Source organism: Verrucomicrobium sp. 3C (assembly GCF_000379365.1).
In the GTDB taxonomy this organism is placed as follows: domain Bacteria; phylum Verrucomicrobiota; class Verrucomicrobiia; order Methylacidiphilales; family Methylacidiphilaceae; genus Methylacidimicrobium.
Genome location: NZ_KB901876.1, coordinates 123,903 through 147,572 on the forward strand (window position 1 = coordinate 123,903; position 23,670 = coordinate 147,572).

Sequence of the window (23,670 nt, forward strand, 5' to 3'; positions counted from 1 at the left end):
GGGGAGCTTTTCAGGGATGCCACGGCTTCGGCCTTCTCGAGCGCGGAGGACAGCCGCAAAATCGCTTGAGCCAATTCTGGGCCTGGGCTTGTAATTCCTCCCGATGCGCCAAGACCAAGACCTTCCGGCCGGCCTCCACGTCCTCAGCGGCGACATAAGCGAAGATCACGGTCTTGCCCGATCCAGTAGGCGCAGAAACAAGGAGAGAGCGGGCATCCTTCCAGCCGTTGCGGATGGCTTCCAGGCATTGGGCTTGGTAGGGACGCAGGCCGCTGGACGTTGCAGGAAGCTCGCTCATCCTGGCTTGTTTCATTCCTGCGCCTCCGAGAAGCGGGCCACCAAGCGCTGAAGGGTTTCCCTTTCTGCGGCCTCGCTTAGCTTGAGCTCTTGCAGCGCATGCTGGTCGATGTGCCGCTCGATGGCCTCTCGGACCAACTGGCGTAACTGGTGCGGCGGGATGGCGTCTACCTCCACGCTCTGGTCGCCAAAGTTTTTCGCCCGCGTATCCGTCCGTTTGGTAGGGCGCGTCGGAAGGTTCCAGGCAACAATTTGCTCGGGCGCGACCGCTAGACGCTCGAAGACGATCTCAACCTCCGGCGCGTATTCGCGCAGATCCCGTTCCACCACCTCAGGGATATGCACGCCCGAGGGGTCGAAATCGCCTAGGTAGTAGATGTATGCCGGCTTTCTGCTCGCCATCAGGTCTTCGGCGGACTCGTAAAGATAGCTCAGGCTGGGGTAGCCCCGCGTGACCATAAGGGGCACGTCGTAGAGCGAAGTCACCTCGTAAAGGACACCGGCCAGCGCATCCTTCTCTAGCCAGACTTCGACGTAAACCGTCTGGTTGTCCCACAACGCTCGCCGGTAAGTTCTCTTAGTAAGCTCCAGCGCCTCCGTGAGTGAGGAATAGCTACGGGGCTTGCGCATCCACCGGGTATTGTCGGCGATCCAGCGGAAGGGAATCTCTCGCTTCCGCCGCATGATCCCCAATAGCCTGCAGACGGTCTGCTTGTATTCGTTCTCCGTCTTGGTGACAATGCCCCGGCTCACGGCTTGGTAAAACACTTGGCGCACCGTCATTGGGTTCTCTTCCGCGAGGATTTCCCGCAACCTGTCCCGGATCGCCAGCATCTCCTTGCGTTTGCGTCGGCCGGCAGGCTTAATGAGACTAGTCCTATTCGTGGAGTTGAGCCCGCTCATGCGTCACCTCCCCTTCCCGGCCAACTCTTCCTCGAAGGCCGTCTTCCCGCGCAATTCGCCTAATGCCATTCACGCCGTTGCGCTCTTCGGTTACCATGGAACCACCTCTGCTTGCTTGCTTCCGCTTCCACTTTAAAAAAACAGGGGGCTTGCTCATGCGAGCGCCTCAAGGGCCTTCTTGGCGCGGTTTTCGGCGGATCGCTTCCCGTAAAGCGTGGCACACAGGGAAACGATGACCTCGTGCAGATCGGGCATGATATCGTCTGTCCTCTCATTGAGCTCCACGACAAGAATCGACCGGCTCTGCGCGGCCAAAGCCGCCTCAAGGAATTCGAAGCCGAAGCGCATCAGCCGGTCGCGATGCTCGACCAGAATCACGCCGACCTTCGGATCCCGCAGCAGCCCAATCAGGCCTCTCCGATGACCGTTCATGCCGGAGCCGACCTCCTTGATGGCCTTGACGATCGGCAACCGTTTGCTCAGAGCGAACTCAGTCAAGCGAGCCAATTGCCTGTCCAGATCCGCTTTTTGATCGGCGCTGGACACGTGCGCGTATAGGGCGACGCCGTTAGGCTGCGCCGCCTCCGCATGCACGATCACGGTTCCGGTCGGCAACTGCTCGGCCGGAACCGGCAAACGCCCCTGCTTCCACATCCGCCAAGCCGTCTTGTAGCAAATGCCCTGCCGCTTGGCCCAGACACTCAACTTCACGAGTATGAATTACCATGAAAGATCCTTATTGTCCATATATAATTTAGCTGTTGGCAACCCTCCTCACCCGAGCGTTCTCCGTGCCCGCGGGAAGCCCGCTGTCACCCGAACGGTGTCGTTGCCGCTGCTGCCAGTCGCCGGCAGGCATGGGGAAGGATTCCCCGCATTTCGATCAGCCGGCGATATCGGGCGAAAACGCCGGCATCGCCTCAAGGAATCGAATCGCCTCCTCCAGGATCCGGTCGTCCGGACTATCCGCTAGCCGTTCCAGCGGCTTTTCGGCCAGGAACGCCCGCATCGCATGTTCGAGAGTCGGGCCGTCCAGGCCAAGGGAACGGAAAGTCCGCACCGCCGCCGCCCTCGCCCGCTTCCGGTTTGCAACCCGCTCGATCGTATTTTCCCTCATCACAGAGGCTTCTGCGTCGATCTTCGGATCCGCGGTTCATGCCTCCACCTTCTTCCCTTCTGCCGGCGCGATGCAGCCGTCCCGGGCGGCTGACCGAAGAAGGGTCGGCTTCGGGCTACGCGTCCCAGCGGCCGATGCGCCGCCAATGCCGCTACGCCTGTTACAGTGCCCACTCCCTCTCATTCACGCATTAGGCGATCGGCATCGCCGACAACTGTCCACGAATCATAGACGATGCAGCCCACCTTGTGCGTCCCGCGATCCATTATATGACACATCGTCGCCACAGAGCCGTCCGGTCGGCTTTATAGCGGGAAAAACCCAGTTCAGCGGCAGATCCCCGAGCAACTTGGCCGCCTTGTCTGTGCTCCCCGTGATTGGCTGCGGACCATCCTAATCCCAGTTGGGCTTACGGCGGCACTCGAAGAGACGTTTCAGTTTCGTAGGGGGGCCGCCCAGAGCTTCATCCGCTCCATCTTCCCATGCATCTGGAAACGAACATCCTTCGGGACGTTCCGGCCCGCTTGGGCCGAATCCTCATCCGCCGCGCATGGCGAGCTCGTCAAACTTGGATAGCCACGATTGATCCCAGACCAAGAACGCCCCCCTTATGCGTGGACTTTGCCCCGCCCTGCCCGCTGATCTGGATGCTAGCCTGAGGGTCGGAGTGCGGCTGATGCTTCGGGTCGACCTCGTGCTTTGCGGTTGCGTCCTCGTAAACGAGTCCGCTCTTCCGCGATGAGAGAGCCCCAATCGCATTGAAAAGCGAGGCATTGCGGAGAGACTGGAGGTCGGCGCCGAATTGTGATAAAAGAGATGCACTTAGCTTTAGAGGCAGCCGAAATATCACACATGAACACCGCAACAGACCAGACTCAGAGGGATCGGGCCCTGGCCCTGCTCGCCGAGCGCGGCATGGCACGGCTCCGTGAACTGATCGGTGCCGGCGTCGACGAGGAGACAGTCTCACGCCTCGTCCGCCGCGGCGAGGTCGTCCGCCTTGCCCGTGGGCTCTATCAGCTTCCCGATGCCGGCTTCGAGGCCGAGCACTCCCTGGCCGAAGCCGCCAAGCTCGTACCTAAGGGCATCATCTGTCTGATCTCGGCGCTGCAGTTCCACCGTCTCACCGTACAGCTGCCGCCCTTCGTCTGGATGGCCATCGACCGTACCACGCGCAAGCCAAAAGTGACTTCCCCACAGATCCGCTTTGTGCGGTTCGGCGGGAAGACCCTGACCATGGGGATTGAGACGCACGTCATCGAGGGTGCCAGCGTCCGCATCTACGAACCCGCGAAAACGGTCGTGGACTGCTTCCGCTACCGCAGGAAGATCGGTCTCGATGTGGCGCTCGAAGGGCTGCGGGAGGCTGTCCGGCAACGCCGCGCGCGGCCGGACGAAATCGTTCGGTATGCCAAGGACTGCCGGGCCTGGACAGTCATCCGTCCCTATCTCGAGGCAGTGGTGAGCGATGCCGCATAAGGTCCACAACGTTTCCGCCTCGATCCTGGCCCGGTTGCGCAACGTCGCAACGGCGAGCGGTGCGGACTTCCTGGTAATCCTCTCGCGCTACGTGCTGGAACGCCTGCTCTACCGCCTGTCGCTCTCCCCCTATCGAGAGCGGTTCATCCTGAAGGGTGCTCTGCTCTTTCCGCTTTGGTTCGCCGATACGTTCCGGCCGACGCGAGACCTTGACCTACTTGGCTCAGGCGACCCTCGGCCGGATGAGCTCGCACGGGTGTTCCGGGCAGTCATGAGCATTGAGCGACCGGAAGACGGCGTCGTCTTCGATGTCGGCAAGCTGCAGGCTGCGGCCATCCGGAATGCCGCCGAGTACGATGGCGTCCGCATCCGCAGCGAAGCCCATATTGGCAATGCCCGCCTTCCCGTGCAGATCGATGTCGGATTCGGCGACGTCGTGGTGCCGCCGCCAGCCGAGATCGACTATCCAGTCCTCCTCGACGCGCCTGCCCCGAGACTGCGAGTCTATCCCAAGGAGACGGTCGTAGCGGAGAAGTTCGAAGCGATCGTCGCGCTTGGAGCCGACAACAGCCGCATGAAGGATTTCTACGATCTCTGGGTAATTTCCAGAGAGTTCGGCTTCGAGGGGGCGACGTTGACGCGCGCGTTACTGGCGACATTCGAGCGTCGTGGCACGCCTATGCCAGTCGACGTGCCCTCGGGCCTGAGCGATGCCTTCGCCGGGTCTCCGGAAAAACAGACGCAGTGGCGCGCCTTCGTCGCGCGCGGACGGCTCAGCGAACAGCCTGCCTCATTCGGCACCGTAGTGACCGCCGCCCGCGACTTCTTGATGCCTCTCGCGGCAGCTGCACGACGCGCAGAGACGCTCGACGCGATCTGGAATCCAGGCGGGCCCTGGTGCGCCGCAAAAGCATAGAGCCGTCACGACGTAGCGTCGGTGTGCAACCGGCAGGGAGCGCCGGAACAATTTCTTCGAGCATCACCGTCCGAACGGATTCAACCCGAACGAGACGATCCGTCTGGTCCGGGAACAAGCAAAAGTCGCTCACATCAGCACCTCCTGCCCTTGGCATGACGATTACAATCAGCCCGGAGATCCGATTCGCCTCTAGGCAACTCGACGCTGACGAGAAAAGGCCTACATTCTCGCCAATAGTTGCGGTGAATATGTACATCTGGGAAGAACCGGATTGGCCCGCTTTCCGATTCGATGACGCTGTCGTCCGCGACCAATTGTCCGCTGCCCGGCTGAAACAGGGCCGCCTGCTGGGAGCGATGTCGCTTATCGGCTCCCCCCTGAGCACCGAAGCCCAGGCGTTCGCAACCACCGAAGAGATCGTCAGCAACAGCGAGATCGAAGGCGAGAAACTCGACAAGGAGTCGGTCCGCTCCTACGTGGCGAGGCGACTCGGTTTCGAGGCTTCCGCGCGGTTCGATCGGCGGGCCGAAGGCGCAGCCGAGATCGCTCTGGATGCGGCGAAGAACTATCAGGCGCCTCTAATGGAAGAGCGGTTATTCGGGTGGCATGCGGCTTTGTTCCCGGGCGGTTATTCCGGCATGGATCGGATCAGGACGGGTGCGTGGCGCGACGACGCGAGAGGGCCCATGGTCATCGTTTCCGGACCTATCGGGAGGGAGAAGATCCACTTTCAGTCTCCGCCGGCAGCACGGATTCCCAAGGAAATGGAGCGGTTCCTCGACTGGTTCAACCGAGAGCAATCAATCGACGGGATCCTCAAGACTGGGTTGGCTCATCTCTGGTTCGTGATGATTCACCCGTTCGAGGACGGCAATGGACGGATCGCGAGAACGATCACGGACATGGCGCTAGCCCGCTCGGAGAACTCGGACAAGCGGTTCTGCAGCCTATCCGGCCAGATCCTCAAAGAACGAAAGGCGTACTATGCGTCCTTGGAGGATGCGGACAGGGGCGGACTGGACGCGACCCGCTGGCTCTCCTGGTTTCTCGACTGCTTTTCCCGAGCGGTGGATGGCGCACAAGAGATTCATTGCCGGATCTTGAACAAGGCTCGGTTCTGGATGCGTCACTCCGAGATTCCACTCAATGAAAGGCAGAAGACCGTCCTCAATCGCTACCTGGACGGTTTCAAGGGTCACTTGACGGCGAGGAAGTGGGCGACACTGGCCAAGTGCTCTCTCTCTACGGCCGAGCGAGACATTGCCGAGCTGATCGGTTTCGGCGTTCTGTCAAAAGATCCCGGCGGAAGCAAAAACACGAGCTTCTCGCTGCGTCTGCCCGAGAAACGGAGTTTGTGAAACGATGATGATGGGAGTGGCCTCCCCGTGCAGATGCCGGAGGGGATCCTGTGCGCGCCGCCCCGAGCCCGACGAGGCGGCCGAGGGCCAGAATCAGCCGCTGCAGGGTCGCTTGCGGGGGCTCTGGCGGCGGCAACCGCGGGATCTCCCCAGCGCCCTTTCTTCCCAGTTGCCCTATCGGCTTGCTCTCGGAAATGCGTGGCACAACTTACTCATCCGTATTGTAACAGCGAATTGGAAGCCATAGAGTAATCGCTCATGGAGCGACGTCCATCCCCATACGTCTGGGCCACTTGGGCGGCCAAGGTCATGGCCGGCGATGCCAATTGCCTGTTCGCCTACTGGCTGCGAGCGAACTACCGGTACATCAAGCTTCCCTCCTCCTTCGATCTGGCCCGATGGACCGCCGATCATACGGCGCTCGTCCAGAAGCAGGCGCAGTCCCTGCGCGATCAAGGTTGGGAGGTGAAGCTCGAATCCGAGAACAGCTTCAACCTGCAGGGTCGGTCGGGCACCATCGGCGGAAAGCCCGACATCGTGGCCTTCCGCGACGGCGAGGTCCGCGTCTGGGATGCCAAGACCGGCAAGCAGCGGCATTCGGACGCGATGCAGGTCTGGATCTACCTGGTCTGCCTGCCACATCTGGTCGAGTGGTCCTACAAGAAGCTCCCTAAGCCGAAGGCCGGCACCGTTCTCTATGCCGACGGGACCACCACAGAAGTCGTCTGCCAGGGCAAGGAGGATCCGCTCATGCCGAAGTTTCAAGCGACGATGGCGCTGCTGGCGAAGGAGTCTGCGCCGGTGAAGTCGCCCTCCTTCGAGGAATGCCGGTTCTGCGACATTCCCAAGGACGATTGCCCGGATCGTGTCGAGGAGCAGCCGAAGGCGGCCACGACGAATCTGTTCTAAGCGGCCGTTTCGCGGGACGCTACCGGCCGGAACCGAACGTGGCTGGGCCGAAAGGCTTCACCGGCTCGTGCCTCGGCCATCGTTCCCCCCGCCAGCAGATCCGCCGCAGCCGGGGTGGCCAAGAAACAGATGGATGATGTCGCCTGGAAACGAGCTTTGCGTTTGAATTCAGGTCATCCCCGGTATATCTAGAAGCTTGTTCTAGAAATAGGTGTCGCCATGGGCCTCAGCATCAAGTCCGAGGAAGCCGACAGGTTGGCGCGGAAGTTGTCCCGCCTGACCGGTGAAACCATGACCGAGGCCATCACCAAAGCCATGCCGGAACGGCTGGAACGGCTGCGCGCCGAACAGGAGGCGAAGGGCGATTACGTTGCGCGCATGAAGGCATTCGTGCGCGAACGAGCCGACCGCTACGATCGTCGCCCGGTCACGAAACGGGAATGGGATGAAGCTGTCGGAGACACGCCCGAAGAACTCGGCTTTTCTCGATGATTGTCGTGGATTCATCCGCCATCATCGCAATCCTATTCGATGAGGCGGAAGCCTCCGGTTGTATGACGGCCCTTCAAAAGGAGGGTGCACGTCTCATCTCGGCGGTGAACTACGTCGAAGCCGGAACGGTCATGGCGGGCAGGATCAGAAGCGGAAACCGTCGCGAGGCGATTGCCGATCTGGACGCCTTCCTGACCGACTTCCGCATCGACATCGCCCCGGTCGACGATCGTCTGGCGCGCGCGGCGATGAAGGCGAGGATCGATTACGGCCGGGGATTTGGCACGCGCGGCGGATTGAACTTTGGCGATTGCTTCGTCTATGCCCTGGCCAAACAACATTCGGCCCCATTGCTCTATGTCGGGAACGACTTTGACCTCACCGATATTCGGCTGGCGCTAAGTTCAACAAAACCGCAGAAATGAACTGCCGCCATCAGGCCGCTGAGCGGTCCCGCCAGCTCCGATTCCGCGCCATCTCCGCATAGGATTGCCCGAAGCGGAGGGAGGGGCAACCTAAGCCGGCGACGACGGATCTGTTCTGATCGGCCGGTATTCTTCCGAAACTCGCCAGCTGCGACGCGCTGGCGAAGCCGTGCGAGCCCTTCGGCCACCGCCGGTCCAGCGCCGCGAGATTATGGCAGTTCAGGTAGCCGACCAGATCGGTCGCGCTGAGCTCGAAGGAGTCTCCGATCTTCTTCATGAGCGTGATCATACGTTTCCGGCGCCAGCCTATAACCAGTGTCTGCTTTACACCCAGGTGATATGGTTATTTCTGATGATAAAATGGCTGCCACAGTGTTCCTTCGGAACCCAGAGCGATGGGTGCAACGAAATCTGACCGCCTTGCAGCAAGAGCTGCCAGGTCGGTCGCTGCGTCCGCATCAAGTTCACATCGATCCGCTCGCCGCAGCCGCAGGGACAGCTCATGACAACCCACTTCGGTTGCGAACCTCCGACGACATAGAGAGACGACTCTAACCTCTTCGGCAGACCGTCCATGCTGTCAACCATCACGACCTTGGTGAAGCGGTTGCGGCGCCGCAACCGGCGCCAAGCATACCATAGTTGTGAGAAAACGTTCATTCTGACCGCCATGTCGTGTCGAGAAACGGCTCCACATCGCCCCGAGCCCAATAAGTCCGATCGCCACAGAAGCATTCTTCGTTGGGCGGACGGTGGTTCGTTCTCACCCGCGTGTCTTCCATGAGATGCAATACCTCTGAACTCTTCCGGTCCTGACCGAGAAAGCCCGTCAAGCGATGAAGAAACTCGGAGATGGCGCTGGCGGCAATCGTCGTGGTGAACGGGATAACCGAGGGGGCCGGGTCGCCAAGCTCGGGGATGTAGCCTTCTTCTATCAGCGCCGCAGCCTGTTGAGGGTTTGTTGCGCTCAGAGACTCGGCCCTGATCCGCTGCACCGAGATGCGGCCCCGGCAGAAGAGGCAGGCGGTCCCCGGCAGCAGCGTTGTGACTCGACCTTGAATGCTGCGGATGGTTCCATCATTGGAGTCGATTCGGACGCCCATGTCGAACACCGGCACGCAGTAGTAGATTGCCAATTTGGTCAGAAGGGAGCGTCCCCATTCGTCATCCGTGCAGCCGAATATCGCATCGCAATGACGAAACTCTTCTAGGACAGAACGATATGAAATCGGCCGGTCGATAATCCGCACCTTGGTGTTTAAGCCGATATCAGCGGCGAGGCGCTCGATCAATTCCACTTTCGCGATCTCATCGTCGATGGCGCGAGACCCATAAACCCTATTGACATTTGACCGCTCGAAACGCTCGCCATCCGCGATCACGAGCGAGCCGACACCCAATCTGATCAGCTGCTCGGCGACACATGATCCGGTGCCGCCGGCACCGACAACACCGATGCGAAGACGACCAAGCAGCACCTGGATATCGCTGCCGAACGCGCGCACTTGCCGATCAAAGAATTCCGGGACGGCTTCCCTTGGGCCTGTCGGGAACCAATAGCGAAGGCGGTCACCGACGATTCGGGCGCGCTCCAGCGGAGCCGTCGTCCCATCCGGCAGCCAAACGCGCGCCGCAGACAACCCGGACGGCGTGAACGCCAAGCTCCCATGTACGCCCGGTGTCCGAATTCTGATGTAAGCGGTGCGAAATAGCGACACCTCGGTCTCGTCGTCCGCCGGCGAATGGTCCCGGTAGCCATTGGGATGCGAGTGAGCGAAGACGAAGCACGCTCTCTGGTCGTTCGCCTGCTTCATCGCCCGTGTAAACGAGCGCGAGCGAATGATCATGTGATCGGCGTCGGCCTCCACGATGTCGTCCGCGAGGACGGGAATCACCTCGCGAACGAGCAGGCAGGTTTCGGGCTCCGATCGCGCCACGCGGCAAACCAGATAGGCGGCCTGTTCGATTTCGGGGACCGAACCCAAATGCTCGCGCAATCGGTCGTAATCGGACGCGCAGATGGTCAGGCTGTACCGTGTCATATCCCCTTCGCCAGTTCCTTGCGTATCGCCGCGAGGTACGGGCGAAGGTTATCGACACCGGGCCGCCAGCCGAGGTGGAAGTGTCTCGACCACCGCTGCCAGTTACGGTCGCTATAGACTTGATGATGCTGCGCCTGGGTCGGCCATGATCCGTTGGCCAGCTTGACCGTCGGGAAGGTCCAAAACATGTCCGGGCTTGCATTGGGATATCCCGCCGGCAGGACGATCATCAGGTCGGCCCGCGCGGGCATGTACGCGGCGCCAAGCTCGTAGTCCCGGATGATGAGCAGAATCTCGCCGCCCGCGCGAGCGACGACATAAATGTAGCCCTTGTCCTCAAGGAAGTCTCGATCGATTTCCGGCAGCAACGCCTCGCTCGCCACGGTGTCCAGCATCTCACGTACCAGGATTCAACGTGCTTTGGGCGCTGTAGAAGTGATCACCCTCGTACAGCTTGACTTCCTTGCCGTTGTTCGGGATCATCTCATCGTCGCCCTTGCCCCGGACCTCTCGAAACAGGTCATATCCGCTCGCCACCTTGCCGAGGAGATATAGGGCGGCACCGGTCGTCGGATTCGGCGACTTGTATTCTTTCTTGTCGATGATGATGTTGACTTCGTGATTCGCGGGCGCAGTCATTTTAACCTCCTTGGCGCTATTCCATTCCAAGCTGTTCACTCGATGGTGGCTGGCGTCTTCCGATAGGCGTACACCGACCTTGTCGTGTCATCGCCACCACCCGGACCGCCATCCATCCCCGACTTCAAGAAATGCGCTTCAATGGCGCGGGCCTCGGCGCAGCTCTGGCAACGCCGGTAAATCCAGGCGTTGCCCTTCTTTTTGACGCGATGCCCGTTGAACAGGCGATCCCTCGGATCGGCGGCGATGCCGACGTACCAGTCGGCAAATCGACCCCCATGGCCGCGGGCGTAATTCGTGATCTCGGCAATGATCGCTGACAATGCCGGCCCCACAATCGAAATTCCCGCCATATCGGCCTCGTTTCTCACGCTGCCAACACTGTAAGCTGACGTAGCTTACAGTGTCAACAAAAAAGTTACAGAGACAGCTGCCCGCTTTTTTCCGGCGGGAAAATGTCAGCCAGACGAATACGCGCCACGACCGGGTTGACGTTGAAGATGTTAGCCAACTCCCGTACCGCGTCCTCTCTATTCGTGTCCGGGATCAGGACTTGGCCGAGCGAGCCCACCGGGACGGTGAAAGACCGGATCACTTCCTCCACCAGGCTTCGCGGCATCAGCAACCCGCCGATCGCCTTGTTCGCCTGCAGCTCCCACCACCGGCCATCGTAACCCCGAGTCGGCTGCATCTCCCCGAGCATGTCGCGGCACAGAATCTTCGGCGTGCCGTCGCCATCGCCAAACAACGAGGCGGGCTCGGTCCCGAGCGCGAACAGGTGAGCGTGCATCAACCCGTGGCCACCCTCGTGCGCCAGTGTTGCGCGCAGGCGCCGCTCCGTCGGGCTACCCTCAGCGCCTTCGAGGCTTGCCGCGATCACAACCTCTCTCACGCCATTGGTGTCAAACTTCGTGAAGCCGAGCACGCCGTCGGGCAACTCCGCATAGGTCGGCGATACATTGAAGCGCTTTTCGATAAAGCGCTCGATGCGAACAGGTTCGGAATGCGATGGATAGAGACCGACCTTCCGCAATTCGTCGGCGCACATCTTCTCGATCTCTCGATCCGAGAAGTAGGGACGTTCGGGAAACCGACCAGCTACGCCTCTTAAAGTCTTCATCGCTCACTTCTTCTTTTTGTCCTGGCGGTTGGCCAGGTCGAGCAGATCGTCGGGGCTGATGTTCTTTTCGATGACGGTCCTGAAGGCGTAGGCGTAGCGCGGATCCGCCGCGATCCGCTGCTTCATCGCTTCGACCGGTGGACGCGTATCGAACGCCTTCAATTCCTCTATCTTCTCGCCAAGCTGGTCAGCGATGTCCTTGAGGACCTTCTCGGACGGATAGCGTCGCCCCAGTTCGATGTCCGACAGGAATGGGGCGGAGCAGCCGATTCTCGAGGCAAGCTCGCGGAGGGAAAGATCGCGTTGATCTCTCAGCTCTCGAATGCGTTGTCCAAGTGTCATCACCGTAAGCTTACACGTCGTCATCTATTACGGCCAGCACGAATTCGCTGAGCCGACGCGTCCTGATGATCTCTCGCTGGGCAGCCGCGTATCGGCGATGCGCGCCGGGCTCTCGTGAACCGAGCCGCCGACGGCGTCTCGGCCTGCGGCGTCGATCCCTGGCGCTACGCCCGTCTGGAGGCGGGCGGACGGCCCGCGCAAGCGCGATGCGGTCGTTCATTGGCCGTCCCCCGGAAGCGGCGAGAGACGCGAGCGGACGAGCCTCTATCAGGAAGTCACGGACCAGATCATCGCCGAGCTTGAGCAAGGCCGCGTACCTTCGGTTCAGCCCTCGGGCCGGGCCAAGGCGGGCCTTGCGCTCCCGCAGAACGCCACCACCGAGCGGTGCTATTCCGGCATCAACATCCTGATCCTGTGGGCGCGGTTATCGAGAAGGGCTTTGCCTCCCAGCACCCTGTTGCCTCAAAAATAAACGACACCGAACGGGTGCGAGGGGTGAGGGTCGTTGCCTCAAAAATCGACAACACCCTAATTGGTGATGTTTTCCGCCTTAGCAAGGGCAGCCTCGGAACGCAAGGAGCCCGTAGGGCGACTGGAGTGTAGAGGCTGCGCGAGGATCCTTCGCAGCGCCCTTTCGATGGCTTCTTTGAGGGCGAACGGATCCAGTTTTCGTCGGATCTCCCGCAGCCGTCTTTTAGCGGCTGGGTCAACCGCTCCGCTTTGCGGAAGCCAGTCGCAAGGGGCCTGCGGACGATCGGCGGCTACCGCTACGATTGCCCTCTGGACCGACGCTGGCTTTCCTTCACGGGCCACTCCACCGATGCTCTCCTGGCCGAGCTGGCAAAGGAAAAGAGCGATACCGAAATGCTCGCTTGGATTAACGAAAACATGTCTTTCCGCCGCGACCCCTCGGAGATCGCCGCCTGGTCGACCTACATGGAGGCTCGCCCCCCGCGGATGCCGAATCTCATCAGGTCTTTGTCGAGAACCTCCAGCAGCTTGCTCCGAATCGAGAGGACATCATCAGTTGGTTCGACCTCTTGGATCTGGACGACTACGTCTCCTTCGGCGGAAAAGGCTAGTCTTCCTCGCCCGCCCGGCGCGGCCAGAAGATCTCCACGTCCACGCCAGGGGAAGCGACCGCGTGATCGGGCTGCCCGGCGGGCTCGGGCAAGCCATCGGCGCCCAATAGCGCGGTATCCCAGCGGCATTCGGTCAGCTCCTGGATCGGATAGGGAGAATGCCAGATCCGCGCCCATCGATCCCCGCCGCGGCGGCTGCGGGAAAAGAGAAGATATCGCTCGATCAAGAAGAACGAAAGACTCCCGGGCTCGGCTTCGCGGGGCGGACCCGCCGCCTTCCAGAAGAAGCGGCTCTTGGCCTGTCTATCCTCACGCCGATCCACTTGGTAGTGAACTCCTCTATCCGTGGGATCCCCCTCCATTTCGATCCGAGAAAAAAAGTAGGGGAGCCTATAGAGAAAACGCGCACCGGCAACGGCGAGCCGCAAGGCCGCGTCGAGCGAAAAGAACCAGACCCCTGGTCGCCCCAGTGCGTCGACCACGTAGGTCCGCACATTGATTTCCGGGAAGTCGAACCATCCCTCCGGGAGCGCCATCGATCCAATACTGCGCCATTCGAGAAAAAACGGAACGAGGCCGAGGTAGGCCTTCTCCTCGTAGAGGTCGAGACTGAGTTCGGCCGGGACCCGAGGCCGAAGCACTTCGGGATCGACCGCCCAATGGAGGAATAGAAGGGAACGCCAGCGTTGTCGCAGAAAGGATCGACCGGGCGGACGGGAGCGGAGGCCCAGCTGTCTTGCCGAAGAGGAGCCGCGCATGACCGGATTCGCGTTCTGTCGGCTACCCGTCCAGCCGAGCCAGAGCCCGATGCAAGAGCTCCCCGTCCTGACCCGCGACGATGCCGGGATGGGGAGAAGCCAGCTTCTCTTCGAGGAACCGGCAGGCCGCCGGGATTATTTCAGCGTGATCGAACGCGAGCAACGGCAGCCCGGTAACCGGGAACCAGCGGACCGCAGCCTCGTCGCTGGCGGCGGCTGCTCGCACCGCCGCCGGGTCTGCCCAGGTCACATGGGCAACGCTCACGACCGGCCCGCGGGGATCGCGTCCGGGCTTTCCGAAAACGCCGACCTCCCAAAGAGGAAGCCCCGCCACCCCTGTCTCCTCGGCGAGCTCCCGGGCCGCCGCCGCCAGCGGCTCCTCCCCCGCCTCCACAACCCCCTCCGGCAGAGCCCAGCAGCCCGCATGGGGGGCGTCCTTCTTTCGATCAGGAGCACGGCGGCCTCGCCTTGCCGGACTCCAAGCACGACCGTATCGGCGGTCAGGGCAAAACGCGCAATCTCCGGTCGAAGTCCAAGCGGAGCGGCAGCGGCGGGTGATGCTCCGCCCGCTTCTCTCGCCTCTCCCCGGGGAGAGGCGCTATCATTTCCCCTGGCTCGGAATACGATCCCCGCCTTCCGCACCTCCCGGTAGGGCAAGAGCCAGACGAGCGACTCGTCATGGAGATCGACCACCTGGATCCGGTTCCCCCAAGGGTCTCGAAAATCGCAGCGAAAGCCCGGGATGAGCGAATGGCCATACTTCTGAGCGCTCTTCTTCCGTACCTCCGCCAGCTGCTCCTCGTCTCGGACCATGATTCCAAAGTGGCGTTGCCGATCGGGCCGGACCTCGGGAACCTCGAAGAGGGCGAGAAACTGGTGCTCCCGCAGCGCAAAGAAGGCGTCTCCTTCCCCCCGGTCGAGCAGCCGCAGCTCGAAGACATCCTGGTAAAAAGCAATGGCCTTTCCCTGGTCGCCCACCTCGATCGCGACATGCTTGCGCCCGTAGACCTCGACGCTCACGAAGTCATTTTGCGCGAGCCGGGCGCGAAGGGCAACCCCGGTTCGACCGCTCGCTCGGCGCTTTCTCCGAAACGCGATTCGCCTGCATTAGTCCTCGTCCCCCGCAGCGCCTGTTGCCTCAAAAATAAACGACACCGAACGGGTGCGAGGAGTGAGGGTCGTTGCCTCAAAAATCGACGACACCCTAATTGGTGATGGTTTCCGCCTTGGCAAGGGCAGCCTCGGAACGCAAGGAGCCCGTAGGGCGAGTGGAGTGTAGAGGCTGCGCGAGGATCGTTCGCAGCGCCCTTTCGATGGCTTCTTTGAGGGCGAACGGATCCAGTTTTCGTCGGTTCTCCCGCAGCCGTCTTTTCGCGGCTGGGTCAACCGCTCGGCTTTGCGGAAGCCGGTCGCAAGGAGTCTGCGGACGATCGTAGCGGCGGCGGTAACGGCCCCCGATGCGTGTCTTGGCCACAAACTTGACGGAGGGGCAGAAGAAGTTCTGGAGCGGATCCCAAAGCTCGCGATAGAGCCGGTTGATCGGTTCCAGAAGCTCCGGAGACCCGAGCGGGTCGTAGGCGAGGAGCTGCCTGACCCGGCTCCAGTTCTTCTGCTCCACATGGGCATTGTCATCCTTGTGATAGGGCCGGGAGCGAGTGAAGGGTACATGCCTGCTTCGCTCAGGAGAAGTAGCGGACCAGATGATGGTTCAAAAACTCGCTCCCGTTGTCGCAATCAAAGCCCAGGATCGGGAAAGGCGGCTTGGCTTCTAGCTGGCGTGTCTTCTCCACGATCTGGGTCTCTCCCTTGTTCCAGACGGCTCGGGAAGCGGTCCAACCCGAGTAGATATCCGTGTAGGTGACCGTCCAGACGAAGTCTCCCGCCAGGCTCTGCCCGCAATGGGCCACGGTGTCCGCTTCCAGATAACCGGGCTCGGTGGCGTCCCAATGGTCGGTTCGCACCGGAATCTGGGTCTTGAGCAGGCTGCCCGGTTTGATCCCGCAAAGTCGCTTGGGAATCACGCAGCGGATGGGAGCCAAAAGCCGGTCGATGGTCGCAGGACTCATCTCGCAAAGGTCCCGCTCCACCCTCTTGGGCAGTCTCCCAAAGCGCTTCCGATAGTAGGGAAGCCACAAGGGCATCGCCGCCGCCAACCGCTTCCCGCACATCTGTTCTCCCGCCTGCCAGATCGTCTTGAGCGGCTCCAGGACTTCTTCTCCGTACCGAGCGGGCCTCCCTCTCCTTCCTCCCTCGGCTTTCTGTGCCCGCTTGCCGGACAAAAGCTTGATCGCGTGCTTGCGCGAGTAGCCCCACTGCTCGCAGAACTCCTCGAGCATCCGCCGCTTCCCCTTCCTCCCCCGCCGGGCGTATCGCTCACGCATGCGCCCAAGCACCTCTTCCGCAACCCGTTGACTCATCTTCATGACCTCCGTGGTTTTTCGGTGTCATTTTTTATGAGTCAACGACCCTCTTTTGCTCGCCCCGCTTGCCTCCGCTTCGGTGTCAAAATTTATGAGTCAATTCGCTCAAAATCGGGGTCCACTCTATTGCGTTTTCATCATCGGGACGACCGTATAGAATCATTTATTTCCCGGGAGAAACGGCCATGTCCGTCGCTAGCCCACCGTTTGATTGCCGGGTTCTATGCGCGAGCGTCGTTGGCGACGCAATCCGTTCGTCCGGGATCTTCGATTCTGTTGACCCCTATTGCGAGGCTGCCGGCTTTCTCCAAGCCCCCGCGATGATCCAGGATCCCGATGGGATCAGCGCCTGCCTGCTCGGCCGCATTCCGGAGGGCATGCTCCTCGCTTTTCGAGGGACGCTGCCGCTTGACATCCACGACATAGACAGTCTGCTCGATTGGATGGAGGATTTCGACGCCGATCCGATCGACGCTCCTCCTCTTCCGGGCTTGGTTCACCAAGGTTTCTGGGAGGATCTTGGCCGGCTCTGGCCTCTTCTTCTGCCGGAGCTCCAACGCCAAAAAGGGGGCTGCGGCAAGCTCTACCTCGTCGGCCATAGCAAGGGCGGAGCGCTCGCGAATCTTGCCGCCATGCGGCTTTGGAAGGAGCATGGCATCGAGGCGGATAGCATCTACACCTTCGGCGCCCCTCGGTGCGGCGATGCCGTCTTTGCCGCCGCGTACGACGGGCAATTCGAGTGCTTCCGTTACGACTACGCCGACGACATCGTCCCGCACCTACCCCCTCGGGTCCTTTTCCTCAGCTTGCTTTCGCTGCTTCCGGAGATCGGCGACGTCTTTCTCACCCTCGCCCACCGGGAGTACGCTGCCGTCGGCACACTCCGATTTATCGATTGGGAAGGAAAGATTGTGGGAGATTCCCCAAACCTCGAATTCAAGCGGATGCTCCGTTTGACCGAGCTCATTTTGGAGAGAGACTGGGGAGCGATCGCGCGCGATCACCAAATCACCTGCGGGAGCGGTTACTTCCACTCCGTCTGCCCGAGCGACATTTGTGGCGCACGAGCGGATGCTCCATCCGTGACCCGCTAGACGCAACCAGCCGGTTCTCCGATCCCCATGTCGCCGAACCGAACGATTGAAACCGAAATCGAGATCCAGGCTTCCTCCATGGCTCTCTGGAATGAGCTGATCGGCTTCTCTTCCTATCCCCAATGGAATCCTTTCCTCCGCTCGGTTCGCGGGGAAGCCCGTCCAGGCGCGCGACTTGCGCTTCGCGTCCGCGCTCCGCACTCTCCTCCGGTTGCCATGAACGCCGAGGTCCTGGCGGTGGAGCCGAACCGAGAGCTGTCTTGGACCTGTCACTGGCTTTCCCCGCGTCTGCTGGCTGGGGAGCATCGCTTCCTCTTCGAGATCCAGGGCCCGAAGAAAGTCCTCCTTCACCACGGGGAGACCTTTCACGGCCTACTCCTCCCTTTTCTTTGGCCACTGATGGAGCAGAGGACCCGGCAGGGGCTGGAGGCCATGAACGCGGCACTCAAGGAACGGGCGGAAGCCCGCCACCAAGACTAACCGGCCTCTTTCAGAGGCTTTCGCCTGCGGAGAGCCTGCCCTCCGCGCGAGGCAGCGGTCAGCATGCGTGCGCTCACCGGAACTCCCGGCCAGATGGACTGCTCGTGTGAATGTATCGTCCTTTGCACGCATGCCCTCGCCCAATACCCCGGCGGCTCTCCCCGGTGCCCATGTTGCTCTCTTTCCAGGGAGACAACGGCCTTCGCTTCTTCCATACGAGCTCGGCGTCCGCATTGAGCGTTTCGAGGCTTTGTTCAGCGTTCACTTCCCTTAGGGCCTGCTTGCTCGCTGACCCGCTTTCCGGGCCTTTTCCCAGAGGCTTCGACCACCGGCGTTACCACCAGCAGCCGCTCCGGGTGCTTCCGGCTGGAGCAATAGTTGCCGGGTGGAGATCACTCCCTCCTCACTGGGCGATGCACCCTTTTCACGGCGCACATGGAAGTCAGGTTAGCGCCCGGGCTGAACCAGTAGCCAAAAGCCTCACCGATGCCCAAGGTCCTCCGCCGCCTTCAGGCGATCCGCTTGACCCGGCTCGCCCCGAACAGAAGGCCTTTGATCGAGTTCTTCTCCAAGATCCCCGCCGACATCAACGCACTGCTCCAAAAGCTCGACCTGCTCCCCCTCTTTGCTCGCCCGCCCAAATGGGCCATGTAGGCAGAACGAAAAAGTCGTCGCGTTCTGCTGCAGTCGCGTACGCATCAGCGCAGAGGAAGTTCGGTCAGACGTTGTTTCGGCTTTGCGGAGCGGAGAAGTCGGCGAAGAATTCCGACGCGGGTTTAACGCCAGAAACAAGCAGCCTGTCGCGGGCACGGGTGCAGGCGACGTAGAATAGGTTGCGCTCGGTGTCGTGAACCTCGTCGAGTTCCGATTCGTCGGCGACCGTCTCGATGCGCTCCTGCAGGGGCAATACGTCGTCGTCGCATGCCATGACGGCAACGGCTTTGTATTCGAGGCCCTTCGCAAGATGCATGGTACCGATGGCAACTCGACCCTGTGGCTGCTCAAGCCTTTCAGAAAGTTCCAACTGTGCGTGACCCGCGGCTTTCACGGCGGCGCGCGCCCTGGCAAGCTGGTCGTTGGCGCGTACGAATACACCGATCTCGGCGGGGGCGATTCCATCGGCCACGGATTGCCCGATCCAGTCGGCCACACCCTGGATCTCGCTGTCGGCGTCAGCGAAGGTCTGGATTTCCGGGTCGGGGCCGTTGAACACGGAGACGGTGCCGCGCCGGTCCTGCTCGTTCCCGTCAACATCCTGCACGATCTTTGGCAGAAGGCGGTCGGCCGCCTGCCTGATCTGGTGCGAGGTTCTATAGTTGACCTTGAGGGTACGCGAGCGCCCGCGGATATCGACGCCGAGCTTCTTCCACGAAAACGGCTCCTGAAAGATGCGCTGGCAGAGGTCCCCAGCGAAGAAAAGCGTATCGGAGCCGCCCGGCGTGATGGCGACCAGCATCCGCAGTTCTGGCACGCCAAGGTCTTGGGCTTCGTCGATCACGGCATGGGTAAAAGGCTTGTCGGCCCGCTGCGCAAAATGCGCGGTGACTTTCCCAAAGATGGACGCCCATGTGAGAAGCCCCTGCGCCTCGATAAGCTGCCTTGTCCGCACAAATACGGGCCAGAGTTTTTCGCGTTGCTTCGCGCCAAGGCGGTTCTTGCGGCCCAGCCGGGGAACGTCCCGATAGGCGTCGAGGCTGTCCAACTGCCACGCATCGACGACATTGAGCCATTCGGAAGCGAGAAAGCGCGGGGTTAAGCTGCTCAAGGACGCTTCACCAGCCGCCATTTTGAGCGCCCCGCGAATTTGATCCTCGGTCGCCGCCCTCGGGTGGTGCCCGAACGCCAACGTGAACAGCTCGTGCGCGACACCCTTGAAGGGCAGCACGGTCACGCGGGGAACGATGCTCTTATCCTCGCCAGTGAGCATACGCAGCTTGCCTTCAAGCGCATTGGCAAGCGGTAGCGAAAAAGTCGTGAGCAAGAGCCGCGCCTGCGGGTACTGGCGCAGGATGTTCGCGGCGCGATGCAGGGCAACAACGGTCTTTCCCGTTCCGGCAGAACCTGACACCCGTGCGGGGCCGCTGTACGATTGCTCCACGACCTGCCGCTGCGAGGGATGCAGGAACACCGTCCATTGATCCCACGGGAAATCGAGCGCGCGTTTGAGTTCTTCGACATCCTCCATGACGCGGAAGCGCCGCTGGGCGTCGGGGTGCTCGAAGGGGCTGATAACCTCTGGCGCGGTGACGGCAGGTATCTGCGGCTTCGCGCCGGTGGCGAGGTCCAACAGCGCTTCCGCCGCTTCGCGCGGCAGATGCTCGGCAAGATCGAAGATCGTGTCTTCCGTGGCGGCCTTTACGTCGGCAAGCCAATCGACCGGGACGCCGTAGGTCAGAAGTTCTTCGTCCGTGATACCGGGGAACAGCGGCGGCAGAACGACGCGGATCGGCGTTGCAGGCTGCTCCACCTCGATGGGCTTATGGATGACGATTTCCTGAACGCGCTCGCGCACCTCGACGATCTGCGCCGCGCCGGTCTTGGGATGGGTTTCGATGCGCCGGCGCTCGGCCCACGCATAGGCATCGTCATGGTGGGCGACGTAGCAGATCAGGAAGCTGTCCTGCGTCTTGTGGACAATCAGGCGAATGTCGCGGTTGACGCGCATTGACCAGAAATTGTGGTCTTTCGACTGGTCTATGCGGTGGAATTGAAGCCCCGGCGCAGCGGGGTTCATCTGCAAATCGAAAACGGTCTCCTTGACCGCCTTCTGCTCCTGGGCAGAGAGGCGGCGCAACGCGGTTTGGAAGCAATCAGCGATGCAGAAGATCATGCCCCCTCGGCATCCCTGGGAGGCTCGCCATCAACAATCCGAGCGGCGAGAAGCTTTCTTTTGGATATGCGCGGAATAAGCCTATCCAGATCGTTCCCGATCAGCGCGATCGAAATGTCTTGGGAAGCGTCAGGAAAATCGCGCTGAAGCTCTAAGATTTGCCGCGCGGTTTTAATCTTCATCTTCCTAAGCGATTCTCTCTTTATTTCAGTCTCAATCCGCGCCTGCGCGTCGGCTTCGCGGCGACGATTGCGTTCTGTGAAAACTTCAAGAAGCTGCCAATTATGCCCTTAACCGCATCGCACAGATGTCCCATGCCAGCGAGATCAATGTTTCCCGGAGAAGCATACGAAATCCGCGCGACCTTCATTCGATACTCAGCGGGTGCCGTTGCGCGAGCGCGTGCGAGAAGCCGGTCGTTGGCCAAGTTTAGATACTCTTCAAAGGACACAGGCAGGTAAGAGCGGTCGAACCAGTAGAAATCCGGCTCATATGGGAATCTCGGGAAGCGTCGGCGGAGGGCTGCCTTGTAATATAGGGATTCAACGCCCTTAAGAACTTCAATAAAGTCCTCCGGCTCCCATTTTCCGTCTATCTCAAGTCGCAGCATCGCTCGCCCCCTACACCGCAAACACTTTCATCACCTCATCGCCGAAGTGATTGATGACCTTGACCGCGAAGCGGCCTGTGTCGGGGCGCGGGAATGGACGCGACTTGTCCCGGTAGAGGGTCGCCCAAGCATCCTCGTCGATCTCGGCCCTCAAGGCAGTCTTGAGCGCTTTGTAGGGGTCGTTCGCGCCCATGAAATAGGCGTGGCGGACGAAGAAGCTTTCCTCGTTGTAATCTGTGTCGATGAACCACGCGGCGATGTCGTCCTTGCCGCTGGCGCGGACTTCGCCGGTCTTGGGGTCGAACACATCGACGCCCAAGACTTCGACGACGATCTCGCCGTCCGTGTTGAAATCCCACTTGATGTCCGGTTCGCCGAACACCACGAAGAGGTTGCCCGCTCCGGTGTTCTTGAGTTCGTCCGACATGTGCAGCTCGGGGTTCATCTTGGCCTTGAGGATCGGTAGCGGGCCAAGCTTGTTCAGTTCGGACGTATGCGCCTCGAAATTGAAGCCGCAGGCGATCAGCGCGTCGAAGCGCGCTTCCTGCGCCTCGCGCGCGGCGGCGGTCAGGTCGGCGCGGCTGACCGTGCCGAACTCCGGCCCTATAAAGACCGCGGCGTGCTTTTCCGTGTCGCCTTCCATGAACCGGCCATCGGCGGCGATCCAGGTGCCGGGCCAACCGGTAATGGATGTGAAGATGATGCGGTCGGCTTTTTTCGCCTGCTGGACACCCGAAGTTTTGAGGTGTTCCAGAATCATAGTGGTGAAATCGTTGAGTTCGTCTGTGCCCTTGGGGAGTTTGTGTTTGCGCTTGCCTTCGGCGTCGATCTCGCCGGTCAGCTCATTTTCGCTGGACGGGACAACACGATGGGGCGAAAGGCTTTCGACCGTGAATGGTCCGGCAACGCGGATGCGGGATTTATCCTCATATGGCCGGGGCTCTTCGCTGAATAGAATGGGCGGAGGGGGCAGATTTGCCATTGAGGGATGGCAAGAAACGGTGTTCTTGCCATCCGTCTTCGGCGGATTTTGTGTCCGGGCGAATTGCCGTCAAGGACACTTCGACTTCGTCGATCCTCCTTGACGGCGGATTGCCAAGCTCGCCTCGTTTTCCGATTCTTCGGGCATGGATGCGAACAAGCTTTTTGGGATGGCCTTACAGTTGGGTCCGGAATGGAAGGTGATTCGAAGCGAACTTTCTGCGGTGGATCATACCTTGAAGATCTGGCTCGATTTTCGAGAGGGCCATCGGTTCCCCTGTCCGGAATGCGGGCGTCCTTCTCCTGCGCACGACACGGTGGAGAAGCGGTGGAGGCACATGAACTTCTGGCAGTACAAGACCGAGCTGGTGGCGCGGGTTCCACGGGTGGACTGTCCGGAGCACGGAGTGCGGTTGGCGGAAGTTCCCTGGGCCAGGCCGGGGAGCGGGTTTACCCTGATGATGGAGGCGGTCATCCGGATGCTTTCCCAGGAGATGCCGGTTTCCCAGGTGGCCGAGATGCTCAAGGAGCAGGACACCCGGCTGTGGAGAATCTTGGAGCACTACGTGGAAAAGGCCTATCGGAAGGAGGATTGGAGCGGGGTGAAGCGGATCCTGGTCGACGAGACAAGCAGCAAGCGGGGTCACCGCTACGTGACCGCCGTTACCGACGCGGACAGCCGGAAGCTCCTCTTCCTGGTGGAGGGCAAAGGAAAGGAGACCTTGGAGGCATTTGCCAAGGAGATGCGGGAGCACGGAGCGGATCCNGAGCAGATCGGGCTGATCTGCATGGACATGAGCCCCTCCTACATTGCCGGAGCCAAGGAGCACTTCCGCAAGGCGGACATCGTCTTTGACCGCTTCCACCTCATGCAGATGGCGGGGGAGGCGGTCGACCAAGTACGCAAGGAGTTCGTGCGTCAGGGGCTGCTGCCGAAGGGAAGCCTCTGGGCGCTGCGAGGCAACGAATGGACGCGAAGCAGGGAGCAGAAGAGTTTGCGTGCCTCCCTTTGTGCAGCCTACCCCAGACTGGGAAGAGCCATTGGGTTGCGGGAGGCTCTGCAAGAGATCCTCGCCCAAGAGGATCCCCAAGAGCTCCGCTGGTGGCTCCAGTGGGCCGACCGCAGCCGGCTTGCTCCCTTCCGAAAGCTTTCCAAGACGATCAAAGAGCACATGGACGGCGTCCTTGCTTTCCTCCAGAGCCGGGTGACCAATGGCCTCATCGAGGCGATCAACGGACTCATCCAGCTTGCCAAAAGGATGGCCAGAGGCTTCCGAAGCTTTCGGTGCTTGCGGATCGCCGCTTTCCTCAAAGCCGGAAAGCTGACGTTGGATCTTCCCGTCGTAACCTCATAACCCACGAAAAACAGCGAA

General features: G+C 61.0%; 30 protein-coding genes and 4 pseudogenes. 12 read left to right on the top strand and 22 right to left on the bottom strand.

Annotated elements, in window-relative coordinates; translation table 11 throughout:
- Positions 1–10: 10 nt before the first annotated feature.
- The 5 genes from A37A_RS0111450 to A37A_RS0111470 all read right to left on the bottom strand — a co-directional run bounded on the left by A37A_RS0111450 (position 11) and on the right by A37A_RS0111470 (position 2,317).
- Positions 11–298 carry a DEAD/DEAH box helicase gene (locus tag A37A_RS0111450; RefSeq protein ID WP_231363908.1) on the bottom strand — a complete coding sequence of 96 codons (288 nt, stop codon included), beginning with the start codon at positions 296–298 and terminating at the stop codon, positions 11–13.
- Positions 299–309: 11 nt separating this feature from the next.
- Positions 310–1,131, bottom strand: coding sequence for a hypothetical protein (locus A37A_RS0111455; protein WP_018291636.1), 822 nt, complete (start codon positions 1,129–1,131; stop codon positions 310–312).
- A 43-nt stretch (positions 1,132–1,174) separates the two neighbouring features.
- Positions 1,175–1,297: a hypothetical protein gene (locus A37A_RS21835; protein ID WP_255324914.1), complete on the bottom strand. Its 123-nt coding sequence runs from the start codon at positions 1,295–1,297 to the stop codon at positions 1,175–1,177.
- 56 nt (positions 1,298–1,353) lie between these two features.
- Positions 1,354–1,911 carry an IS607 family transposase gene (locus A37A_RS0111465; protein WP_018291638.1) on the bottom strand — a complete coding sequence of 186 codons (558 nt, stop codon included), beginning with the start codon at positions 1,909–1,911 and terminating at the stop codon, positions 1,354–1,356.
- 172 nt (positions 1,912–2,083) lie between these two features.
- On the bottom strand, positions 2,084–2,317 hold the full coding sequence (locus A37A_RS0111470; RefSeq protein ID WP_018291639.1) for a hypothetical protein: 234 nt from the start codon (positions 2,315–2,317) through the stop codon (positions 2,084–2,086).
- An 852-nt stretch (positions 2,318–3,169) separates the two neighbouring features.
- Between A37A_RS0111470 and A37A_RS0111480 the strand changes: the two genes are divergently transcribed.
- From A37A_RS0111480 to A37A_RS17285, 6 genes are all read left to right on the top strand, one after another.
- A complete protein-coding gene (locus tag A37A_RS0111480; RefSeq protein ID WP_018291642.1) occupies positions 3,170–3,796 on the top strand; it encodes a type IV toxin-antitoxin system AbiEi family antitoxin domain-containing protein in 627 nt (208 codons plus the stop codon).
- The gene (locus tag A37A_RS0111485) at positions 3,786–4,712 is read left to right on the top strand and encodes a nucleotidyl transferase AbiEii/AbiGii toxin family protein (protein WP_018291643.1); all 927 of its coding nucleotides are present in this window, start codon (positions 3,786–3,788) and stop codon (positions 4,710–4,712) included. Before A37A_RS0111480 ends, A37A_RS0111485 begins: the two co-directional genes overlap by 11 nt.
- A gap of 251 nt (positions 4,713–4,963) precedes the next feature.
- On the top strand, positions 4,964–6,073 hold the full coding sequence (locus A37A_RS0111490) for a Fic family protein (protein WP_018291644.1): 1,110 nt from the start codon (positions 4,964–4,966) through the stop codon (positions 6,071–6,073).
- Between the two features lie 258 nt (positions 6,074–6,331).
- A complete protein-coding gene (locus A37A_RS0111495) occupies positions 6,332–6,982 on the top strand; it encodes a PD-(D/E)XK nuclease family protein (RefSeq protein ID WP_018291645.1) in 651 nt (216 codons plus the stop codon).
- A 219-nt stretch (positions 6,983–7,201) separates the two neighbouring features.
- A complete protein-coding gene (locus A37A_RS0111500) occupies positions 7,202–7,474 on the top strand; it encodes a type II toxin-antitoxin system VapB family antitoxin (RefSeq protein ID WP_018291646.1) in 273 nt (90 codons plus the stop codon).
- Positions 7,471–7,899 carry a type II toxin-antitoxin system VapC family toxin gene (locus tag A37A_RS17285; protein WP_018291647.1) on the top strand — a complete coding sequence of 143 codons (429 nt, stop codon included), beginning with the start codon at positions 7,471–7,473 and terminating at the stop codon, positions 7,897–7,899. Before A37A_RS0111500 ends, A37A_RS17285 begins: the two co-directional genes overlap by 4 nt.
- Positions 7,900–7,909: 10 nt before the next feature.
- Here A37A_RS17285 and A37A_RS0111510 read toward each other — a convergent pair whose 3' ends face one another.
- The 8 genes from A37A_RS0111510 to A37A_RS18480 form a co-directional block, all read right to left on the bottom strand.
- Positions 7,910–8,188 carry a hypothetical protein gene (locus A37A_RS0111510; RefSeq protein ID WP_018291648.1) on the bottom strand — a complete coding sequence of 93 codons (279 nt, stop codon included), beginning with the start codon at positions 8,186–8,188 and terminating at the stop codon, positions 7,910–7,912.
- A 35-nt stretch (positions 8,189–8,223) separates the two neighbouring features.
- Positions 8,224–8,559 (bottom strand): DUF6527 family protein, encoded by a 336-nt coding sequence (locus A37A_RS18475; protein WP_020494368.1) that lies wholly within the window; start codon positions 8,557–8,559, stop codon positions 8,224–8,226.
- Complete coding sequence (locus A37A_RS0111520; RefSeq protein WP_018291650.1) at positions 8,556–9,941, bottom strand: ThiF family adenylyltransferase; 1,386 nt, start codon at positions 9,939–9,941, stop codon at positions 8,556–8,558. Before A37A_RS0111520 ends, A37A_RS18475 begins: the two co-directional genes overlap by 4 nt.
- Positions 9,938–10,336, bottom strand: a complete 399-nt coding sequence (locus A37A_RS17295; RefSeq protein WP_018291651.1) for an E2/UBC family protein — start codon at positions 10,334–10,336, stop codon at positions 9,938–9,940. Before A37A_RS17295 ends, A37A_RS0111520 begins: the two co-directional genes overlap by 4 nt.
- A gap of 1 nt (position 10,337) precedes the next feature.
- On the bottom strand, positions 10,338–10,619 hold the full coding sequence (locus tag A37A_RS0111530) for a hypothetical protein (RefSeq protein ID WP_018291652.1): 282 nt from the start codon (positions 10,617–10,619) through the stop codon (positions 10,338–10,340).
- A complete protein-coding gene (locus A37A_RS0111535; RefSeq protein WP_018291653.1) occupies positions 10,616–10,933 on the bottom strand; it encodes a hypothetical protein in 318 nt (105 codons plus the stop codon). The genes A37A_RS0111530 and A37A_RS0111535 overlap by 4 nt, the downstream gene beginning before the upstream one ends.
- A gap of 65 nt (positions 10,934–10,998) precedes the next feature.
- Complete coding sequence (locus A37A_RS0111540; protein WP_018291654.1) at positions 10,999–11,628, bottom strand: ImmA/IrrE family metallo-endopeptidase; 630 nt, start codon at positions 11,626–11,628, stop codon at positions 10,999–11,001.
- A 75-nt stretch (positions 11,629–11,703) separates the two neighbouring features.
- Complete coding sequence (locus A37A_RS18480; RefSeq protein ID WP_018291655.1) at positions 11,704–12,066, bottom strand: helix-turn-helix domain-containing protein; 363 nt, start codon at positions 12,064–12,066, stop codon at positions 11,704–11,706.
- A 262-nt stretch (positions 12,067–12,328) separates the two neighbouring features.
- On the opposite strand from A37A_RS18480, the pseudogene A37A_RS22060 reads away from it, so the two are divergent.
- A pseudogene (locus A37A_RS22060) lies at positions 12,329–12,483 on the top strand (ArdC-like ssDNA-binding domain-containing protein); the annotation flags it as partial.
- 87 nt (positions 12,484–12,570) lie between these two features.
- On the opposite strand, the gene A37A_RS21490 reads toward A37A_RS22060, so the two are convergent.
- Positions 12,571–12,855: a hypothetical protein gene (locus A37A_RS21490; RefSeq protein ID WP_018291656.1), complete on the bottom strand. Its 285-nt coding sequence runs from the start codon at positions 12,853–12,855 to the stop codon at positions 12,571–12,573.
- On the opposite strand from A37A_RS21490, the pseudogene A37A_RS19460 reads away from it, so the two are divergent.
- A pseudogene (locus A37A_RS19460) lies at positions 12,763–13,124 on the top strand (DUF5069 domain-containing protein). The gene A37A_RS21490 and the pseudogene A37A_RS19460 overlap by 93 nt on opposite strands.
- On the opposite strand, the gene A37A_RS17305 reads toward A37A_RS19460, so the two are convergent.
- The 5 genes and pseudogenes from A37A_RS17305 to A37A_RS17320 form a co-directional block, all read right to left on the bottom strand.
- Complete coding sequence (locus tag A37A_RS17305) at positions 13,121–13,882, bottom strand: YqjF family protein (protein ID WP_018291657.1); 762 nt, start codon at positions 13,880–13,882, stop codon at positions 13,121–13,123. The pseudogene A37A_RS19460 and the gene A37A_RS17305 sit on opposite strands and share 4 nt — an antisense overlap.
- Before the next feature lie 22 nt (positions 13,883–13,904).
- Complete coding sequence (locus A37A_RS20725; protein ID WP_231363909.1) at positions 13,905–14,276, bottom strand: NUDIX domain-containing protein; 372 nt, start codon at positions 14,274–14,276, stop codon at positions 13,905–13,907.
- Positions 14,277–14,635: 359 nt separating this feature from the next.
- A pseudogene (locus A37A_RS22065) lies at positions 14,636–14,902 on the bottom strand (VOC family protein); the annotation flags it as partial.
- A gap of 184 nt (positions 14,903–15,086) precedes the next feature.
- Positions 15,087–15,500 (bottom strand): hypothetical protein, encoded by a 414-nt coding sequence (locus A37A_RS21500; RefSeq protein ID WP_051076287.1) that lies wholly within the window; start codon positions 15,498–15,500, stop codon positions 15,087–15,089.
- 61 nt (positions 15,501–15,561) lie between these two features.
- A complete protein-coding gene (locus tag A37A_RS17320) occupies positions 15,562–16,299 on the bottom strand; it encodes a hypothetical protein (RefSeq protein ID WP_231363910.1) in 738 nt (245 codons plus the stop codon).
- Positions 16,300–16,487: 188 nt separating this feature from the next.
- On the opposite strand from A37A_RS17320, the gene A37A_RS18495 reads away from it, so the two are divergent.
- The 3 genes from A37A_RS18495 to A37A_RS20730 all read left to right on the top strand — a co-directional run bounded on the left by A37A_RS18495 (position 16,488) and on the right by A37A_RS20730 (position 18,530).
- Positions 16,488–17,396: an Mbeg1-like protein gene (locus A37A_RS18495; protein ID WP_018291660.1), complete on the top strand. Its 909-nt coding sequence runs from the start codon at positions 16,488–16,490 to the stop codon at positions 17,394–17,396.
- Positions 17,397–17,423: 27 nt separating this feature from the next.
- Entirely contained in the window at positions 17,424–17,876 is a 453-nt protein-coding gene (locus A37A_RS0111580) for an SRPBCC domain-containing protein (RefSeq protein WP_018291661.1), read from the top strand.
- A 486-nt stretch (positions 17,877–18,362) separates the two neighbouring features.
- Positions 18,363–18,530, top strand: a complete 168-nt coding sequence (locus tag A37A_RS20730) for a hypothetical protein (RefSeq protein WP_018291662.1) — start codon at positions 18,363–18,365, stop codon at positions 18,528–18,530.
- Positions 18,531–18,594: 64 nt separating this feature from the next.
- On the opposite strand, the gene A37A_RS0111590 is transcribed toward A37A_RS20730, so the two are convergent.
- The 3 genes and pseudogenes from A37A_RS0111590 to A37A_RS17330 all read right to left on the bottom strand — a co-directional run.
- Positions 18,595–20,706, bottom strand: a complete 2,112-nt coding sequence (locus tag A37A_RS0111590) for a 3'-5' exonuclease (RefSeq protein ID WP_018291663.1) — start codon at positions 20,704–20,706, stop codon at positions 18,595–18,597.
- Between the two features lie 202 nt (positions 20,707–20,908).
- Positions 20,909–21,316 carry a hypothetical protein gene (locus A37A_RS0111600; protein WP_018291665.1) on the bottom strand — a complete coding sequence of 136 codons (408 nt, stop codon included), beginning with the start codon at positions 21,314–21,316 and terminating at the stop codon, positions 20,909–20,911.
- 10 nt (positions 21,317–21,326) lie between these two features.
- A pseudogene (locus A37A_RS17330) lies at positions 21,327–22,253 on the bottom strand (site-specific DNA-methyltransferase); the annotation flags it as partial.
- Positions 22,254–22,443: 190 nt separating this feature from the next.
- On the opposite strand from A37A_RS17330, the gene A37A_RS0111610 reads away from it, so the two are divergent.
- Positions 22,444–23,652 carry an ISL3 family transposase gene (locus tag A37A_RS0111610; protein ID WP_018291667.1) on the top strand — a complete coding sequence of 403 codons (1,209 nt, stop codon included), beginning with the start codon at positions 22,444–22,446 and terminating at the stop codon, positions 23,650–23,652.
- The last annotated feature ends 18 nt before the right edge of the window (positions 23,653–23,670 follow it).